9 protein-coding genes are annotated in these 20024 nt (G+C 46.5%); 4 read left to right on the top strand and 5 right to left on the bottom strand.

Going from position 1 to position 20024, the window contains the following annotated elements; genetic code table 11:
* The first annotated feature begins 11 nt into the window (after positions 1 to 11).
* A complete protein-coding gene (locus ACI0FF_RS06320) occupies positions 12 to 5708 on the top strand; it encodes an SDR family NAD(P)-dependent oxidoreductase (RefSeq protein WP_419799275.1) in 5697 nt (1898 codons plus the stop codon).
* Positions 5709 to 5771: 63 nt separating this feature from the next.
* Here ACI0FF_RS06320 and putA read toward each other — a convergent pair whose 3' ends face one another.
* Positions 5772 to 9452 (bottom strand): bifunctional proline dehydrogenase/L-glutamate gamma-semialdehyde dehydrogenase PutA, encoded by a 3681-nt coding sequence (gene putA, locus ACI0FF_RS06315; RefSeq protein WP_419799274.1) that lies wholly within the window; start codon positions 9450 to 9452, stop codon positions 5772 to 5774.
* A 273-nt stretch (positions 9453 to 9725) separates the two neighbouring features.
* Positions 9726 to 11537, bottom strand: a complete 1812-nt coding sequence (locus ACI0FF_RS06310; RefSeq protein WP_419799273.1) for a hypothetical protein — start codon at positions 11535 to 11537, stop codon at positions 9726 to 9728.
* A 171-nt stretch (positions 11538 to 11708) separates the two neighbouring features.
* Between ACI0FF_RS06310 and ectB the strand changes: the two genes are divergently transcribed.
* A complete protein-coding gene (gene ectB, locus ACI0FF_RS06305) occupies positions 11709 to 13022 on the top strand; it encodes a diaminobutyrate--2-oxoglutarate transaminase (protein WP_419799272.1) in 1314 nt (437 codons plus the stop codon).
* Here ectB and ACI0FF_RS06300 read toward each other — a convergent pair.
* Both ACI0FF_RS06300 and ACI0FF_RS06295 read right to left on the bottom strand, forming a co-directional pair.
* Entirely contained in the window at positions 12933 to 13682 is a 750-nt protein-coding gene (locus ACI0FF_RS06300) for a 4'-phosphopantetheinyl transferase family protein (RefSeq protein ID WP_419799271.1), read from the bottom strand. The genes ectB and ACI0FF_RS06300 overlap by 90 nt on opposite strands.
* A complete protein-coding gene (locus ACI0FF_RS06295; protein ID WP_419799270.1) occupies positions 13679 to 14464 on the bottom strand; it encodes a thioesterase II family protein in 786 nt (261 codons plus the stop codon). The genes ACI0FF_RS06300 and ACI0FF_RS06295 overlap by 4 nt, the downstream gene beginning before the upstream one ends.
* A 144-nt stretch (positions 14465 to 14608) precedes the next feature.
* On the opposite strand from ACI0FF_RS06295, the gene ACI0FF_RS06290 reads away from it, so the two are divergent.
* Positions 14609 to 16234, top strand: a complete 1626-nt coding sequence (locus ACI0FF_RS06290; protein WP_419799269.1) for a cyclic peptide export ABC transporter — start codon at positions 14609 to 14611, stop codon at positions 16232 to 16234.
* The gene (locus tag ACI0FF_RS06285; RefSeq protein WP_419799268.1) at positions 16231 to 17844 is read left to right on the top strand and encodes a cyclic peptide export ABC transporter; all 1614 of its coding nucleotides are present in this window, start codon (positions 16231 to 16233) and stop codon (positions 17842 to 17844) included. The genes ACI0FF_RS06290 and ACI0FF_RS06285 overlap by 4 nt, the downstream gene beginning before the upstream one ends.
* A gap of 47 nt (positions 17845 to 17891) precedes the next feature.
* On the opposite strand, the gene ACI0FF_RS06280 is transcribed toward ACI0FF_RS06285, so the two are convergent.
* Positions 17892 to 20015, bottom strand: coding sequence for an HlyD family efflux transporter periplasmic adaptor subunit (locus ACI0FF_RS06280; RefSeq protein ID WP_419799267.1), 2124 nt, complete (start codon positions 20013 to 20015; stop codon positions 17892 to 17894).
* Positions 20016 to 20024: the final 9 nt, after the last annotated feature.

Below are 20024 nucleotides of genomic sequence, written 5' to 3'. Positions count from 1 at the left end.
AGAATAAACCTATGAAGAACGATCCGATTGCCATCATCGGCCTTGGTTGCCGTTTCCCCCACGGCGCCAACAGCCCGCGTCAGTTTTGGGAGCTGATCTGCAACAAATACGATGCCATCACCGAAGTTCCCAAAGATCGCTGGAACCTTGATCATTTTTATAACGACGATATGAGCGAGCCCGGCACCATTCGTACACGTTGTGCCGGTTTCATAGACGATTTCGATAAATTCGATGCTGCCTTTTTCGGTATTTCCCCGCGCGAAGCCAACGCAATGGACCCCCAACAACGTCAGCTTTTGCAAGTTACATGGGAAATGTTTGAAGATGCCGGTGAAATCCCCACGCATTTAAAAGGCAGCTCAACCGGGGTTTATGTCGGATGTTTTGCCGTGGATTACAATCTGTTATCCCACGACACCATGCAACGCGACTTATTGGGGGCACATACTTCCATCGGGTCCAGCGCAACGTTACTATCCAATCGTATTTCACACTATTACGATTTCAAGGGGCCAAGTTTAAGCGTCGATACCGCCTGTTCATCATCCATGGTTGCCCTGCATCTTGCCTGCACAGCCCTTAAAAACGGCGAGATTACACGCGCTGTTGTCGGCGGGGTGAATATGATTTTCAAACCGGAATGGACAATTTCGACTTCAAAAGGCGGATTTTTATCCCCCGATGGTCGGTGCAAGGTTTTTGATGACAGCGCAAACGGATATGTCCGCAGTGAAGGCATTGGGGCCGTCTTATTAAAACCATTGTCCCAAGCCTTGGCAGACAATAACCGTATCTACGCCGTTATTCATGCCACCGGGTCCAATCAGGATGGACATACAAAAAGCGTCACCGTGCCCAGCCGTCAATCTCAGTCCGAGTTAATGCGCGCTGTCTATCAACAGGCCCAAATTGATCCCAAACAGGTGGGGTATGTCGAAGCCCACGGCACGGGTACCCCAACGGGTGACCCCATCGAAACAGGTGCAATCAGTGATGTTTTTGCTAAAGATCGCCAAAAAAATGCCCCTTGTAAAATCGGATCTGTCAAATCTAACATCGGTCATCTAGAGGCTGCCTCAGGCATGGCGGGATTGATAAAAGCCGCCCTCAGCCTGCATTTTGAAAAAATCCCGCCCAACATTCATTTCAACACCCCAAACAAAAATATCCCGTTTGAGGATTGGAACCTGCGCGTCGTCACAGAAAACACCCCGTTTAAACAAGATAAGCACCCCCGTTACATCGGGGTAAATTCCTTTGGTTTTGGCGGTACAAATGTGCATGTCGCCCTGGAAGGTGCCGATCATTACCAGACACAACCCCACACGACAGAAAACAGCACGCACCCTGCGCACCTTATCGCCTTGTCCGCCCGAAATGATCAGGCATTGAAAGCAACCGTTCGTTCCCTGATGGATTATCTGGATCAAAAAGACGTTGGTCTTTGTGACATCGCAACCAACTTGGCCCGGCTGCGTCAACACCATGATTTCCGTGCAGGCTTTGTCGCCAAAGACCGCTTTGATTTGAAGGAAAAACTGGATTTATATCTGGAACAAGATGGGGAACCGACATCCGTTGCAACAAATACCGGAAAAATCGCTTTCGTCTTTTCCGGTATGGGACCGCAATGGTGGGCAATGGGACGTCAACTTATGGAAGAAGAACCGCTCTTTGCCCATAAGATTAAAGAGATTGATCAGCTTTTATCCCATCATGCCGACTGGTCCCTATGGGAAGAACTGAACCGAGCCGAAGACAACAGCCGGATTGAAGAAACCCAGATTGCCCAGCCCGGTATTTTTGCCTTGCAAGTCGCCTTGGCAGAGCTGTTGAAATCCAAAGGCGTTACCCCCGATGCCATTGTCGGACACAGCGCAGGTGAAGTTGCCGCCGCCCATGTCAGCGGTGCCCTCAGCCTTGAAGATGCCTGCCTTGTGATTTACCACCGCAGCCGCCTGCAACATCAAACCGAAGGACAGGGGCGCATTCTTGCCACCGCATTATCACAGGAAGACACCGCGTTTTACCTGAAAGGGCGGGAAAGTGAAGTCTCGCTTGGGGCCGTGAACAGCCCCTTTGCAACAGCCTTGGCAGGCGGTGAGATTGCCTTGAACGACATCGTAAGCGAGTTAAAGAACAACAATATTTTTTGCAAAATGATCAATGGCAAGGTTCCCTATCACAGTCCCAAAATGGACCCGTTAAAAGACGAACTTGTCAGTGCTTTGCAGTCCCTTACCCCACAAGTCACGCATACGCCGCTTTTTTCCACCGTCAGCGGAACCTTAAGGGATGGACGTACCATCAACGCAGAGTACTGGTTTGACAACATTCGCAAACCCGTCTTGTTTGCCGATGCCATTCAGTCCTTAAATGATTTTGGATGCAATGCATTTGTGGAACTTGCCCCACACCCGGTTTTGGCGACATCTATCAGTGAAACCCTGCCTGATTGTTTTGTCGTCAGTTGCCTGCGACGCAAACAAGACGAGGTCGAAAGCGTGATGAACGTTCTGGCACGTCTGTACGAACGAGGCATATTCAAGGATTGGCACACGCTTTATCCCAATAAACCCCGTTCGTTTGATCTGCCCCTTTACCCTTGGCAAAGTGAACGCTATTGGTTGGAAAGTGAACAGTCTGAAAATTACCGCAAAGGCGGGATGCGCACCAAACATTTCAATGCCCAAACTGTCCATCCCCTGCTGGGCAGTCGCCTGCCCAGTGCATCCCCCCTATGGGATATGGATATCGATTTGAAAACCCATACTTATTTACAAGATCACAAGGTGGGCACAGATATCGTCTACCCCGGTGCCGTCTATCTTGAAATGGCATTGGCAGCGTCCCCTACAACAGATTTTCCGGTCCAGATCGATGATGTGTCGTTTAAGAAAGCCTTATACCTAAACAAGGATGAAGCAACACCTATACAATTCAGCTACACCCCAAAAACAGGTCAATTCAATATTCACTCCCAAATCGCAGGGCAATGGCAGAACCATGCGAATGGGTATGTGTCCAAAGACGCCTTCTGCCCGGACATTGCACCCATCGACTTACAAGACTGGCGTGCACAAACCACAAAGATAATCGGGCGCGACGATCTTTATCAATCCTTCCAACACCGGGGATTAACTTACGGCCCGGCTTTTCAGGCTATTGAAAAGCTATACCTCAGCCCCTCCCGCGCCTTGGCCGAAATGGTCCTCCCCGATGGATTGGACAATGCAGATTATCACTTGCATCCCAGCCTTCTTGACGGAGCTTTTCAAACGTTTCTGTCCTTATTGGATGAAAACGGGCTGGATGGTCTTTATTTACCCGTTCATCTCGATCACTTGATCTTAACGGGTAAAATACCCCATCGTCTGTTTGCTTGCACGGAACTGGTTCTGTTTGATAACCGCTTTGTTAAAGGCAATATCACCTTATGCGATGAACAGGGCCTTATCCTCGCTCATCTATCCGGTTTCACTTGTCAGGCCTTGAGCGCCTTTAAAGAAGACCCTTTACAGCATTTTGAACATGATTTTTACAATTTCAAATGGGAAGAAATGTCTCTCCCAGCCAACCTACCAAATCACCTGCAAACGCAAAATTGGTTAATCTGCGGTACACACGATTTTGCACACACTATTCAAGCCGGTTTAGTTGAAAAAGGCGCGCACGCCCTTTTACTTGATGGTGATCATCTACCAGACTTTACGTCTGAGAAATGGGGGGTGATTTTCTGTGGCAAAGATAAAGAGGAGCTTGAATTGCTCCGTATCCTGCAAACACTGGGCAGCCAGCAAAAAATCCCTCAGCATATTTGCCTTGTCACCCAAGGGTATCGCCAAGGTGATCTAAGCAGTGCCGGAATATGGGGAATGGGGCGTGTGATCACCAATGAGTATCCAAACATAACCTGCCTGCAAATTGATCTTCAGGATCAAAATGATATTCCAACGTTACTGGATGTTTTGAAAAAAGACACCTTCGGCCCCGAAATTGCCCTCACCAACAAAGCTATTTTCGCCAAAAGGCTCCATCGTCTTGACCCAAGAAACTTGCAGGAGAAACAGCATCAGACGGTCAAAAATGACATCGAAGTCGACAAGGCTGTCCAACATATCCTGAAACAGGTTCCCCCACTTCAAAAAGGCGATTGGGTGATTTTGCATGATCAAAACGCCCTCACCCCCCGGTTATGTCAGCAGCTTCAGAAATCCGGTGCACAGGTGATCGTCATTGCCTATGGCACAATGGTTGTTGAACAAGCTGATCTTATCTTGCCAGCAGCAGACACCAACCTTGAATACCGCATTATGGAGATCACAGGCGGAAACGGCGTAGATTTGATGATTTACACAACGCCCGCAAATGATTACCAACGTCAAATCAATCTCGTAAGACCTTCAGGCCGCTTTATTGATTTAATGTGCATGCCGTCCACTTACTTCGATAAAATAAGGGAACGGTCTTTAACCTATATCCCTGTAAATCCATCTCATTTTACAACACAATCCGATATTAAATTGACGCGTTTCAAAAAAGACGCTGCCTATTTAATCACCGGTGGCGTGCGCGGTTTTGGTTTGAGTGTCGCCAAATGGATGGCCGCAAACGGGGCCGGGCATTTGATCTTGCTGGGACGTAGTCAAACAATCCCGGATACCTCCAAAACAGATATTGAAACTTTGCGCAATCAAGGCATAACAGCCGAGATTAAAGCCTGTGATGTTACCGATTTAACGGCTTTGCGCGATATCATCACACCTTATAAGAAAGGGACCGACATTCCCTTAGCAGGTATCATCCATGCCGCCAATATCTATGCCGATGGATATCTTAATCAACTGACACCTGTTGATTTTGAAAAAGTCTTCCAGACAAAGGCGATTGGGGCAAAAAATCTGCACGATTGTACGCAAGATATCGACCTTGACCTGTTTGTCCTGTTTTCGTCCATCTCCGCCGTGATCGGTAATCCCGGTCAAGCCAACTATGTGGCAGGCAACAATTATTTGCGCCGATTATCGCATAAACGTCATGATCTGGGGCTAAACAGCTTGTGCATCAACTGGGGGGCTATTGCCGATGTCGGCTATCTTGCACAAAATGAAGCTGTGGAAGATCAGCTTAAACAAACAGGTATTTCCCCCATTGATCCCACTGCGGCCCTGAATGCCATGGGTACTTTGCTGGATAAAGATATCTGTGAAATCACACTGGCTGATATAGATTGGGCACGCTGGGCGGGTAAAATTCCGCCTCGCACGGCCCTGCTTTATGAACATGTCCTTCCGATCAAATCCGCAACAGAGGGCCACGAGGATAAAACACAATCTTCCTTGCTGAAAACCTTGATGGAAGCAACAACCGACAACCGACAAACCGTCTTACAAGATCAACTGACGAAACAAGTCGGGACGATCTTGGGATTGGCAAAATCCAAATGGCCGTCTCTTCAACAAGGTTTTACCGATTTAGGCATGGATTCCATGTTATCGGTTGAATTTCGCAATCGATTACAAAAAACATACGACTGCACCTTGCCCGCCACATTGGTCTTTCTCTATCCCACCATTGAAAAATTGGCCGATTACCTGCTGAATGACTTATTGGCCGATCGTTTCTGCGATGAAATGGTGATTGATGACAATGCGCAAAGCCTAGAAGAACTTGCCGATTTGTTGGAACAAACACTCGCCAGCTGAACAAAAAAATGCCCTGTTCACCAACCGGCGAACAGGGCATACAGTCGGGGAGAAAATTAAAACTTATGCAGAAGCCAGCAAGGCCGCGTTCCCACCGGATGCAGTCGTATCCACACACAAGGTGCGTTCGGTCACAAAACAGGCCCAATCCTGCTTGTCACATAAGACGGATAAGATCGCGCCCTCACGCGCCGCCAATTGTTTGCGAATAACACGCACGTCATATTCAGAACTGTTAAAGGCAATCCCGGCAAACCAACCAAGCTGCGATAAATCAAGCCCATTTATGGAACCGTTGATGGTTTTGACAGTATCGCCAAAGGCTTTTACCAATGCATCCGCCTGATCGGTTGGCGCATCCACCAACAAGACCGTATTGCCACAAGCCAGCGCCATCAGCGCATAATAAGCTGCATCCTGACCACAACAAATCATGACACCACGACCATGATTGGCCAGCTTGTTGCTTTCTCCGGTCGGGCCCATCAGTTCTTCTGTATCGAAATGATAACCGATCAGATTTTTGCGTACCTGTTTGGCGACTTCACACAGGATATTCCCATCCGTATCTACCAACTTGCTCAGTTGAGCCAATCGGTCATCACGGCTATCCCAGACAACTTGCTTATCCGCCAATTCCGGCAAGACCGCATTAATCGCAGCCACATTAGCCGTTTCCTTTGTACCCTCAGCCAATATAACCGAGTCATTATTGGCAGGGGCTTGAGAAGCAACAAAACGACGCAGGTAAAGTGGACCACCAGCTTTTGGTCCGGTGCCAGACAACCCTTCACCACCAAAAGGCTGCACCCCAACGACCGCACCGATCTGGTTGCGGTTCACATACAAGTTACCAACGCGCGCACGTTCACAAACTTTTTGAACACGGCGGTTTACACGGGTGTGAATACCAAAGGTCAGGCCATATTTCATGGCATTCACATTATCGACCACTTTCAACAAATCTGCTGCCTTAAAGGTTGCCACATGCAGAATTGGGCCAAAGATTTCCTGTTCCAGATCTTCGATACCGTTCACGCGATAGACCGCCGGGGCAACATATGTGCCCTTATCTTTCACGGCGGTAATATCCAGTTTCTTAATCAAGCGGCCTTCGCCTTCCATCTTCTGACAGTGGTCTTCGATGGTTTTGCGGGCTTCTTCATCAATCACCGGGCCGACATCGGTCTGTATGGACCATGGATCATTGATTTCCAGTTCATCCATTGCGCCTTTCAACATATGAATGACTTTATCTGCTACATCTTCTTGCACATATAGCATGCGAAGGGCGGAACACCGCTGCCCCGCACTTTGGAAGGAAGAGGCCAGAATATCACGAATAGCTTGTTCAGGCAGTGCGGTTGAATCGACGATCATCGCGTTCATACCGCCTGTTTCAGCGATTAACGGGGCTTGCGGATCCATATTTTGCGCCATTGCCTTATGGATCAATTGGGCCGTTTGCGTGGACCCTGTAAAACAGACCCCGCTGATACGGCTATCCGATGTCAGTTTTGCCCCGACACTGTGACCTTGCCCCGGTAACAAAGCCAGTACATCACCCGGGATGCCTGCTTTATGCATCAATTCAACGGCCTTGCTCGCCACCAGCGGTGTTTGCTCGGCCGGTTTTGCCAGAACCGCATTACCGGTTGCCAAGGCGGCCACAATTTGACCTGTAAAAATCGCCAGCGGGAAGTTCCACGGCGAAATACAGGTGAAAAGGCCACGGGCTGTTAAATCCGGATTTTCACCCAGCTCAATCGCACGCAAGGCGTAGAAACGGCAGAAATCAACGGCTTCACGAATTTCCGCAATCCCGTCCAGAATGGACTTACCGGCTTCGCGTGATACCATCGCCATCAGTTCTGCGATATTGTCTTCGTATAAATCGGCAATCCGGTTCAAGCAGGCAGCACGATCTTTCGCAGGTGTCTGTGCCCATGCAACTTGGGCTTCTTGTGCCTTTGCAATGGCGGTTTCAACCTGTTCGGCACTTGCTTCAATCACTTCACCAACCATATCTTCGCGGTTGGATGGGTTAAAGACCGGAATTTTCGTTCCTTCCAGCATAACACCGCCGACAATCGGGCCAGCTTGCCATTTGGTCGTGCGATAAATGCCGCGTTTTTCTTCCAATCCTGCCAAAACAGGCGGGTTTGCAATATTGATCCCTTTGGAATTGGTACGATCTTCCGCATAAATTTTCAGCGGGTTCGGAATTTTCGGATTTGGAATTGTATCTTGCGCCAGAACATACGCCACCGGATCTTTTACAACTTCGCCCGCTGGAACATTTTCATCCAACACCTGATTAACAAACGAACTATTTGCCCCATTTTCCAAAAGGCGACGCACCAAATAAGCAAGCAAATCTTCATGAATACCGACCGGCGCATAGATACGGCAACGCCCCTTATGCGCTTCCTTAACCACACGGTGCAGGGCTTCGCCCATTCCGTGCAAGCGTTGGAATTCATAATTATCTTCACTGCCTGCCAGTTCGAGAATAGTTGCGACACTATGGGCGTTATGCGTGGCAAATTGCGGATAAATCCGGTCTGTCATCCCCAACAGTTTTTTGGCATTCGCCATGTAACTGATATCGGTGGACGATTTACGGGTAAAGACGGGATAAGCATCCAGACCATTGACCTGAGACAGCTTGACTTCCGCATCCCAATAGGCTCCTTTCACCAAACGAACCATAATTTTACGATCCAGTCGGCTGGCAAGGTCGTAAAGCCAGTCAATCGCATATCCGGCACGCGGCCCATAGGCCTGCACGACCACACCAAAACCATCCCAACCTTTTAAATCCGGGTTGGACAAGACGGCTTCAATGACATCAAGGGAAATATCCAGACGATCGGCTTCTTCCGCATCAATATTAAAGCCCATGTTCGCGTTTTTCGCCTGATGAACCAGACTGGACAGGCGCGGGACCAGTTCGTTCATCACCCGGTCATGTTTTGCAAATTCATAACGCGGATGTAGGGCCGACAGCTTTACTGAAATTCCCGGATTATCGCGGATATCATCAGCGTTGCATTTGTCCGATATATTTGAAATCGCCTTGGAATAAGCCATGAAATAACGTTTGGCATCTTCTGCAGTGCGCGCCGCTTCACCCAACATGTCATAAGAATAGGTGTAACCTTTCTTTTCCATCCCCTCGGCCCGTTCCATCGCATCATCAATGTTGCGGCCCAAAACGAATTGGTGACCCAAGATTTTCATAGATTGCGCAACGGCTTTGCGGATAACAGGTTCGCCTGCACGTTTAATCAGGCCGCGAATGGTACCTGTCACATCCCATTTATCAGATTCTTGATCCTGAATAATCTTCCCGGTTAGCAACAAGGCCCAAGTGGAACTATTGACCAATGGCGAACTGGAATGGCCCAAGTGACTGCTCCAATCCGCCGGAGCGATTTTATCCTGAATAAGCGCATCAATGGTGATGTCATCAGGCACACGCAACAGTGCCTCGGCCATACACATCAAGGCAACGCCTTCTTGTGTGGTCAAACCATATTCTGCCAGAAAGACTTCCATCATGCCCGGCGTTGCGCTTGTACGCAGAGTTTCCACAATTTTGACCGCCTCGCCACAAATACGTGCACGCGTCTGTTCATCCAATGCCAGTTCCTTGATCAAACGTTGAACGACATCTGTTTCGTCGCCAAGATAGGCCGACTGGATCGTGCTGCGCAGTTGCAGGCTTTGGTTTGCGGTCATATCAAATTCCTTGTTTTCAACTATTTATTTCACACTTGAAATCTAGCAAAACACGAAAAGTAAATCTGACTAATATTTTTCAATATTATTATATTTTTACCATATTTTTCACTATATAAAGTCGTTTTTCCTTATGGAGATATACTTTATAGGAAAAATGACCAATTAGTAAAAAACGCAATAGATTCAAGGCTGAGCAACATCAAAACACCATCTCATGTTTTCGATTCTTTATGTTGTCATTACCAATTTGAAAAACAATAACGATATTTCTTAGAAATACAGAAAACCGAGAGTTTCTTTCATCATGCGGTCCAGACGTTGCGGACTGTACCAGTCTTCTAACGTGACATCACCGCGCCGAAACGCATTAAATAGCTTGCTGGATTTAAGATGATGAAACACTGCCGCCAGATTATCCGCAGGCCGGACCCAGTCCATGTTTTCTTTTAAACTCTTCAGAAAATGTTGTTCCAAGGCCAGCTCGGGATCATTCGTTTGCCCAATATCACTATCAGAAACTTGTTGCGTAAAATGAGGTTTACGTGGCGTAATTAAAACAATCACAGACTTTGTATAATCTAACGTGTTTTCATTTGAAAATAGATATTGCACCACCGGGATATCTTGCAACAAAGGAACGCCATCACGTAAATTTTGGGTTTCCTTCTCGCTTAAGCCACTTAAAACCAAGGTATCACCAAACTTCATCACCACATTGGCAGAAACAGAATTTTGCGTCACTTGCGTAAAATTATTAAACCCAGCATTGGCTGATTGCCCTTCGATAAACGCACGGCCCGCAGCCACTTTCAGCTGAATCTCTTGTGTATTTAAAAATTTAGGAGTCACTTCCAAACGAACACCGACCGGAACTTTTTCAACCGCACCGACACTGCCTGCGGCACCGGGCAGTTCCACATGAAAAACAGAGCCCGTAAAAAATTCGGATGTTGTATTATCCAAGGCAACCAAAGTAGGACGGGCTAAAACCTCGTTACGATCATAATTATCGTTGAAGATATTTAACGAATAAGTCGCCGACAAGGAAAAGGACGGATTAATGGTGTAAGTCGTCGTTGCGCTGTTAGCCCCATATTTATTAACGGTGCGGGTATCGTTCATACTCCATAACGTCCCGGATAACGTTGAGGATAATCCATTGAGCAAATTCACCCCCTTGGATGTGCTATGACGTTCTTCTGAACGAATAATCACCACATCAACCAAGGTCATCTCTTTTCCCTCACGTACAGAGATATCACTCACCTTAGAAGTTGTTTTACTTGTTGTTGTCGCGGTGGAGATTTCTTCTTGAGTATCCGGGATAATTTCATTTTGGGCGAACTCGAACCCATTTTGATGAAGGTTCTTCCATGCCGCCAAACGATTTGTCAGCAAACTTGTTCGAAAACTTGATACGCTTTCCGCTTGCGCCATATAAGTTGCATAATATTTATCAGCCTCTGCAAATCGCCCAGCGGCAGCTTCAATCATTGCCAGATCATCAAGTTGGTTCAGGTCTAGGTTTGTATTTCCATCAAGATATTGAACCGCATGCAGGGCGGTTTCCAAATCATGCGCCCCATAAGACGACACCGCCAATCCATGCCAGAAATCCGTTTTATCTGGTGCATAAATCAAAGCGTAAGCAAAGGCATTTTGTGCCCCTTCATAATCGCCTTCTGCAAAAGCGATATGCCCCAACTGAGAAGCCGCCCAGAAATTTGCGGGATCATGTCGCAAGGCTAAATCATACCCAACTTTTGCCATGGAAAGCTGGCTGCTGTCTCCTTGTTCAGCCTGTAAATGATAACTCAAGGCAGCTAAAAAATGCAGGCGGGAATTACTTGGTTCAAATTTTAAGGCCCGGTTAAACGATTTTACGGCTTCTACATAATCCTGTTGTTCCAGAGCTTTCACCCCTTCGCGCACAAAAGGATCTCTTAAACGATCCCCGGATACATGTATGGAAGGGCGTTCTCTCTCATCAAAATCACGAGAGAATTGATCTAGCGAACCACAAGCGGACAAAAACGCACAACTTGAAACAAAGCCCAAAAATTTCAATGATTTAATTCTCATTTGCCAATCCAGTACCACAAAACACACAACACTTTTTAGATGAATAAATTTATTTATACCCTAAAAAATTATTAAAACATATTATTTAAAGTGTATTTTATATATTTGACAACTTTAAATATGTATGTGTAAATCCCAATACATGGTAACAATTAGCCCGTGGTGGATGAGATGACACATATTACCAGCAAGACAATAACGGAACCTTCTGACCTATCTTCTCTTAATATTTTTGAAGAGCTGGAATCTTCGGTGCGGACCTATTGTCGCAAGTTTCCGGTAAACTTTACCAAAGCCCGTAACGCAACGCTTTGGGATGATACAGGGAAATCCTATATTGATTTTCTCTCCTGCGCCGGGGCGCTTAATTACGGTCATAACCACCCGGTTTTAAAATCGGTTTTAATCGATTATTTACAAAATGATGGCGTGACGACCTCGCTTGATATGCATACATCCGCCAAGGCCGATTTTTTGGAAACGTTTCAACGCCAAATTCTCATGCCACGGGGGTTGAAATATAAAATTCAATTCACCGGACCGACCGGCACAAACGCTATTGAAGCCGCCTTAAAAGTCGCACGCAAAGCCACAGGACGATCCAATGTTGTTGCCTTCACCAACGGCTTTCACGGTATGACCCTTGGCTCCCTTGCCCTGACCGCCAATTGTGGGGACCGTAAATCAGGCGGTACGGGCCTGTCCGATACGGTTCGTATGCCTTATTGCGATTATTTCGGCGAAGGGGTCAACACGGTTGCCTATCTCGACAAGATGATCAGCGACCCGGCCGGCGGTATTGACAAGCCAGCCGCCATCATATTGGAAACCGTGCAGGGCGAAGGCGGTCTAAATGTCGCATCACGCCAATGGTTACGTGACTTGTCCGATTTTGCCAAACGCGAAAATATTCTGTTGATTGTGGATGAAGTGCAAACCGGTTGTGGTCGCACCGGTTCCTTTTTCAGTTTTGAACGCGCCAATATCGAACCTGATTTGGTTTGTCTTTCCAAATCTATTGGCGGATTTGGATTACCAATGGCGATGGTCCTGATTAAGCCGGATGTTGATACACAAAACCCGGGGGAACACAGCGGCACCTTTCGCGGCAATAACCTTGCTTTCATCAGCGCGCGCCACGCACTTGATTTTTGGAACGATGCAACATTCATCAATCACTTGGAAAACAATATCCAGATCATGCGAGACAAGCTGGATCATATCGCCCAAGCACATCCCCAACACGGCCTTTGTGTCAAAGGGCTAGGCCTGATGAAAGGTGTCGATGTTCATGATCCCCTGTTGGCCCAGGGCATTCAAAATGACATGTTCGCCCAAGGCGTTATTTTAGAAACCTGTGGTCCCAAAAGCCAGATTATAAAGATTATGCCCCCCCTAACGATCGAAGAAGACGACCTTGTCAAAGGGCTGGATATTCTTGAACATGTGATCACCACACACTTCAGAGATATGGAAAAAGGATAGCGATTTCGCTTCTTCAGGACAGGCAACACAGGCCCGATAATGGGGGGCGGCTAAAAAATGAACCAGCCGCCACTTATCCTCATTACCCGATAACAGGTGGTCCTCATGTTCATCAAATGACACGCTAAAACTTTTAAGATCAAGGAAAAGCCCAAGCCCAAGGGCTTTGATATAAGCTTCCTTGCGTGTCCAGCCGATAAAAAATGCCTCATCTTTTCGACGATCAGACAATTTTTTCCATTGCATGACTTCTTGTTCAGAAAAGAAATCACTAACAAGCTGGTCTCGTTCCACCATAAAACGTTGTTCTTCTACGTCGATGCCAAGATCATGCCCATACATACAGGCAAGTACGCCCCATTCCCCACTGGAGGACAGGTTGAACCGCAAATCAGCGTGATTATCCCTCTCCGATAATCTGGGTTTTCCATATGCATTCTGATCAAATTTTACTTCCGGTGCAGACAAAGAAAGGTATCTTGCAATAGTGTGTCGAAGAAATGCATGGCGCACAATAAAGCGCCGTTTTAAATGATCAAAATAAAACCGCTCGCTACGGATGCGTTCCGGTGCACTCAAGCACAAGGCAAGCTCGTTGACCTGCCCGGACAGTTGCATCAAGGGGAAAACCCAAACATGTACATCCCCCGATGTCATCATGGGATGAGGTCATCTATTCCGACATTCAAATTCGGAAAATAAAAATGCCCGCCTTCAACCGGGATCAAATTAAACTGTCCCGCACAAAGGTCCTGCCAATGGGCCACATCCTGAACTGTCACTGAAACATCTTGCGCACTGCCAATGGCCGAAAGTGCGCAATTAATCTTTTCAGCATTGGCCGGGGCCTGATAACGATACAGCAATTCAAAATCCGCACGTAAAATCGGCAAAACCATCTCCAGCAAATCCGGGATTGCCAGTAATTCATCCGGCACACCGCCAAGGCGTTTCAGATATTGCAAAAACAAATCATCACTTTCCTGAAAGGCATTATTCAAACCGGATGGGCAATGAGGGGCTGGACTGCACGATACCACCATCTTTTCAGGTAAGCGGTCTTTTTGGGCTTGAAGACGTTGCACCACTTCATAAACAACCTTGGACCCCATACTATGACCAAACAGGATATAAGGCCCTGTCATATGCGGGATCAACGCCCGTATAATCTCGTCAACCAAGTCGTGCATATCTCGCACAAACGGTTCTCTCATGCGGGTTTCACGCCCCGGGTATTGCACCACGACCATATCTCGATTGTGAAAAAAATTCCCCGTCAATGTTTTAAATGCCGCTGCCCCGCACCCTGCATGGGGTAAACAAATCACTTTTTCTGCCGTTGCATGATGGGCTTGAAATTGCATAACCCATTTATTCGAAGTGGATTGATTTTCATGCTTGCGAACAAAAGGTCGCAGGCCGTTCGTCGATGTCATGGACATGAATAATGCTCTTATTACTACTTATTGGTGAATTTTAATCTATTAATTTTTTATTAGTTGCATTTTAGAGTGGTTTTCGCGAAGGTGTCAATACACCTATACGAGCAAGATAATCAGTAACACACTAAACCCGATTTAGAAGCAATGATATTCAATCTCCTGCGCCAAGAAACCCATGCCTCTTTTAAACGAATTGCAATTCTGGGCATTATTTCCGGTCTATCCAGTTCTGCCATGCTGGCCATTTTGAACAAAGCGGCAGGAGAAGTGCAGTCCGGCGAGATGAACTTGCGCGGCTTTCTTCTCTTTTCTATTGCCTTGCTGGTTTCATCCTACAGCAAAAAGATTTCCCTCGACCGTACGCAATCTATTGTCCAAAATATCCTGCGCGGTGTTCGCATCCGTATTGCCGATAAAATTCGCAAATCCAGCCTCATCGCATTTGAATCAATGGGTAAAGAAAACTTCTATGTTGCGCTTACGCAGCAAACCACAATGATTTCTAACGCCAGTCTTTCCTTAATCAATGCCTCACAATCCGTGGTCATTATTATCGCCTGCATTGGCTATATCGGTTGGCTTTCCCTTCCTTCCCTTCTGGCAATTTTGGCGTTTATTGTCTTTGGTGTTGGTGTTTACCAGTTTAAGGATAGCGAACTTCAACCCGACCTCTATGAAGCTGCAAAAAAAGAAAATCAGTTTTTCGCCCTTCTCAATCATATTCTGGATGGGTTTAAGGAACTGGTTCTATGCCGTCGCAAAAGTCGCCATATTTTTAATGATTTTGACCGTTTATCAGACGATACAACCGCCCTGAAAGTAGCCACCAGTTCCAAATTGACCGACACGGTCATGTTCTCCCAAGCTTATATGTATGGCTTGATTGCACTTTTGGTTATTGTCTTTCCTTATTTTAAACTCACCCCACAAGAAACCGTTCCCCAACTTATTGTGGCCATTCTCTTTTTCTGGACATCCCTGGAAAACGTAGTTGCCGCGATCCCTGATTATTTTAAAGTCGCCGCTGCCACCAGCCATATCCGCATGTTGGAAACCAAACTGGCACAAATTGAAGATACATCCCCATCACCTGCCCAATCCATGCCCGTTCTTGGCGCGCAACACAACTTCCGACTGGAACGAGTTGAATATAGCCACCGGGAAGAAGACGGCACGCCTCTTTTCTCCATCGGGCCCTTAGATTTACAACTGAATTGTGGGCAAATTATTTTTATTTGCGGGGGCAATGGCAGTGGTAAAACAACATTGATGAAAGTGATTTGCAGCCTTTATCCTCAAAGTGCAGGCCGCCTCCTTCTTGATGATATCGAAATCACATTGACTGAACGAACAGCTTTTCGCGAAACATTCAGCGCTGTTTTCGCCGATTATCATCTCTTTGATAAATTTTACGGTCTGCAAGATATTAAAGCGACAAAGGTCAATGATCTGCTGAAAAAACTCGCTCTACAGGACAAAACAACCTTTGCTCAAAACAGTTTCAGCACAACCCGGCTATCCTTTGGGCAACGCAAGCGTCTTGCCATCATTGCAGCCCTGTTGGAAGACCGCCCCATCTACTTGTTAGATGAACCCGCCGCCGGTTTTGATCCCATCTTTCGACAATATTTTTATGAAGAGTTTTTGCCCGAATTGCGCGCACAAGGCAAAACCATTGTGGTGGTCACCCATGACGACCGATATTTTTCTTGCTGCGATCATATCATAAAACTAGAACAGGGCCGCATTGTAGAGGATAATCAGCCATGAACCTGTTTTCCTTTTTAACCAAAGAAATGCGGAAATCCCCCGTTCCCTTACTTGTCATGGCAACGTTAGGGGGATTGATCAACGCCATTTTGCTCAGCGCGTTCAGCAATATCTCTTCTGCCGGTAAAGACGGTCCCGATTTACATGCCATTTTGTTGATTCTAACAACAATGGCGCTTTACTATTATACCAAAAAATACACGCTGCTGACTTCGATGACGACGATGGAAGAAATGATCAATTCCATACGAAAACGCGTCATCACCAAATTACGCCGGGCCGACCTTGTCGCCTTTGAACAGGTTGAGCGCGCCAATATCTACAGTTTGCTGACACAAGAAGTTTCCACCCTTTCCCAATCCGTTAATGCCTTGGTCAACGCCTTTCAATCCAGTGTCATTGTGTTTTTCTGTATGATTTATGTGGGATTGAATTCCGTTCCTGCCCTCTTCATTATGCTTTGTGCCTTTATCCTTGGTGGTGTCACCTATATGACAATCCGCAAAGATGCCGATGCATTGCTCCATCGTTTGATGCGTGAAGATGCCGCTTTTTTTCGCACCCTTGGTCATATATTGAACGGTTTTAAGGAATTGAAACTCCACGCCCGTAAAAACAAAGCTGTTTTTCGTACCTACAGCGGCGTTGTCCGCCGATTAAAACTGTTGAACTTACAGGCCGGTAAGCTTTTTTCCGGGCACATGGTCTATACGCAGACCTATTTCTATCTTCTGATCGGTGTTATCGTTTTTATCTTGCCCGGTTATGCCGACCTCCAAAAAGAAACAGCGATGAGTGTCACAATCGCCACCCTTTTCATGGTGGCCCCGCTGTTGATGTGCTTGTCTGCTTTTCCTGAACTATCACGCGCCAATATGGCTATTTCAAACCTGTACCGTATGGAAGCGGAACTGGAAGGCATGATGCGTGAAAAAAGCACTGATCAAGTTCATATCGATTATTCAACATTTGAAAAAATCGAATTTCAGAATCTTCTTTTCCGATTTCCACAAACCCCATATGAAGAAAAACCATTTCAGATCGGTGAAATTGACCTGAGCCTGCATCGTGGTGAAATATTATTTATCGTGGGCGGAAACGGCAGTGGGAAAACCACATTGTTAAAAGTCTTAACCGGCCTATACAAACGCAGCGCCGGGAAAATTCTGGTCGATGGTCGATTGATTGGCACAAATAGGGTTTCATCCTATCGGCAATTGTTCAGCGGTGTTTTTGCCGATTATCATTTATTTGATCACCTTTACGGGATTGATGCAATAGATGATGAACAGGTCAACGCCTTAATTGATCAAATGGAACTCAGCGAAAAAACAAGCTGTATTGACGGGCGTTTCAGTGCCGTAAAATTATCACAAGGTCAACGTAAACGACTTGGCCTGATCGTCACATTACTGGAAGATAAACCCATTTTCATTTTTGATGAATGGGCCGCTGACCAAGACCCACATTTTAAAGATTATTTCTATAAAACATTACTGCCAGACTTAAAGGCCAAAGGCAAAACCTTGATTATCATCAGTCACGATGACCGATATTTCGATTGTGCCGACCGTGTGGTAAAAATGGATTTTGGCAAAATTGTGCAATGACTGATTGATTGAACATAAAACCATTGCAAAAATTAGCTCAGGATTTATTAAAAGGCACTTTCGCGGATAAGAACCGCCCAAACAGAGCGCGCAATCGCACCAAACAGACTTTCACGGTGGGACGGCACCTTAATTGATCCGCGCATCACATGCGAAGGGGCTGGTGTATCCTCTGCCACATCAAAGGTCACACGATATGTCCCTTGCATAGGCACCAGTCTTTTTTGGCGATCCGGTTCAACGGCAATATCCCCACCAAAAACCGATGCCAAATAGGCCTGATCTATATAAGCCGTATTTACGCTTGCAACAGATTGTAGAACGCCTTTGATCTTTGCCCCTTGTAAATTATCGGGGAAAAAGGTGGCTTCTTCCCCCTTGATCAATCGATCAACCTGGACTTCGTTCACATAAGCAATCATGCGTGCCTGTTTCAATGACACAACACGCGCCAGAATATGATCTTGATTAACCCACATGCCGGCCGACAACTGTTCATCAAAATCGGTTATCCTGCCGTCTATTTCGCTGCGGATGGTCAACAGGTCTTGACCTTTTATCAGGCTTTCCAGTCGTGTTTGTTCACTTTCCAGATCTTGGCGTAAAATACGGATCCGTTGGCGTTCCGCCCCGCCTGCAGCTTCGCGCTTCACCAATTCTTTGCGCAGATCTATTTTGTGCTGGGTTTGATCAATTTGAAAATCTAACTCATCCGATACCAGGGTAAACAGCACATCACCTTGCTTGACCGCCTGCCCTGGTTTGACCCGGATTGTTTCCAAACGCGCACTAAACGGCGCAAAGACCCGAGCCGAATTTTGCGCATCTACAATGGCAGGCAAGTGAACGGATCCTTGCCACGGAAAAAACAGAGCAATTGCAACAACACCCAAAATACCCATCGTGCGCAGGCTTTGAATATTCCATTTCATATCGTTTTTTCTTTTCCACCATGCCTGAAGTTCACGCCAAATGGGCAAACCAATAAACCACAGAATTTCAACCAAAAACAAGAATATGCCCAAGACCTTGAAAAAATAAGCATAGACCAAAACCGCAATCCCTAAAAACAGGAAGAAGCGGTAAATCCATGTCCCAAAGGCATAAACCAGCAACCCCTTTCCTAACGGTTCGCCAAAAGGTTCAGGTGGCGGATCACCAAGACCAAACAATTTTTCCCGTAACCACCATTTACCGCGTGCAAATGCCCGGTCTTGTAGGTTTTCAACCTCCAACCAATCCGATAACAAATAATATCCGTCAAAACGCATAAAAGGGTTCAGGTTAATCGCCAAAGTCATCAACCATGTCACTGTCGCAATCAAAAAGGCAGCACTTTTTAACGGCCCTTCGGGCAAAAAATTCCACACGAAGGTCGCAATCAACGCCAATCCCAGTTCCGCCAACATACCTGCGGCCCCAATCTGCAAGCGTTTTTTCTTATCTGTCAGGCGCCATGCATCCGTCGTATCCGTATAAAGCACCGGCCACATGACCAAAAAAGCAACCCCCATACTGGGTACCCGACAACCCGCACGCTGTGCCGTATAAGCATGTCCCAACTCGTGCAGAATTTTAGCAAACAAAAGAGCGAGGCCGTAAAAGAACATCCCTTCCCAAGTGAAGAAATGCATAAAAGTCGTTAAGAACCCATCCCATTGGCGGGTTACCAAGTATCCGCCAACAACACCCAACACCAACACCAGAAGCAAAAAACCTTTTGAAAATATTTTATCTACAAATGGTCGTGTCGCTTTTAAGAAACGTTGTGGGCGCACCAAAGGAATACGGAAAAACAAATAATTATGCAAAAGTTGACGATGCAAACTGGACTTGCTCATTTGTGCAATACGTCCTAGTCCGGCAACATCTTCAACGCTTTGGCGTTGCACCAGCATGTTGCTATGAAGAAAATGCGCCATCCATTCCACCTCATCCTGTGTGGGTGAATAAACTCCCTTCATTCGAGATAGATGTTCGATTAATTGTTTCGCGCTGCCCAAATGCCAATAACTGAGCATATCAAACGCTTCTTGCCCGATCCGATGATAACGGTTACGCACAGGATCATGGATAGTCCAACTGGGGGAACCGTCGCTCATCACAGGGCCGGGGAAAAGGCTTAAATCTTCACGCAATGATGGCAGTTTATCTAATGCCTGCTCCAGCATGTTTGCCCC

The sequence above is a fragment of the Terasakiella sp. 4MB5A genome (genome assembly GCF_050058155.1).
GTDB lineage: Bacteria > Pseudomonadota > Alphaproteobacteria > Rhodospirillales > Terasakiellaceae > Terasakiella > Terasakiella halodenitrificans.
The sequence above is the reverse complement of the archived record's forward strand: the minus strand, read 5'-3'. Positions and strand labels throughout refer to the sequence as shown.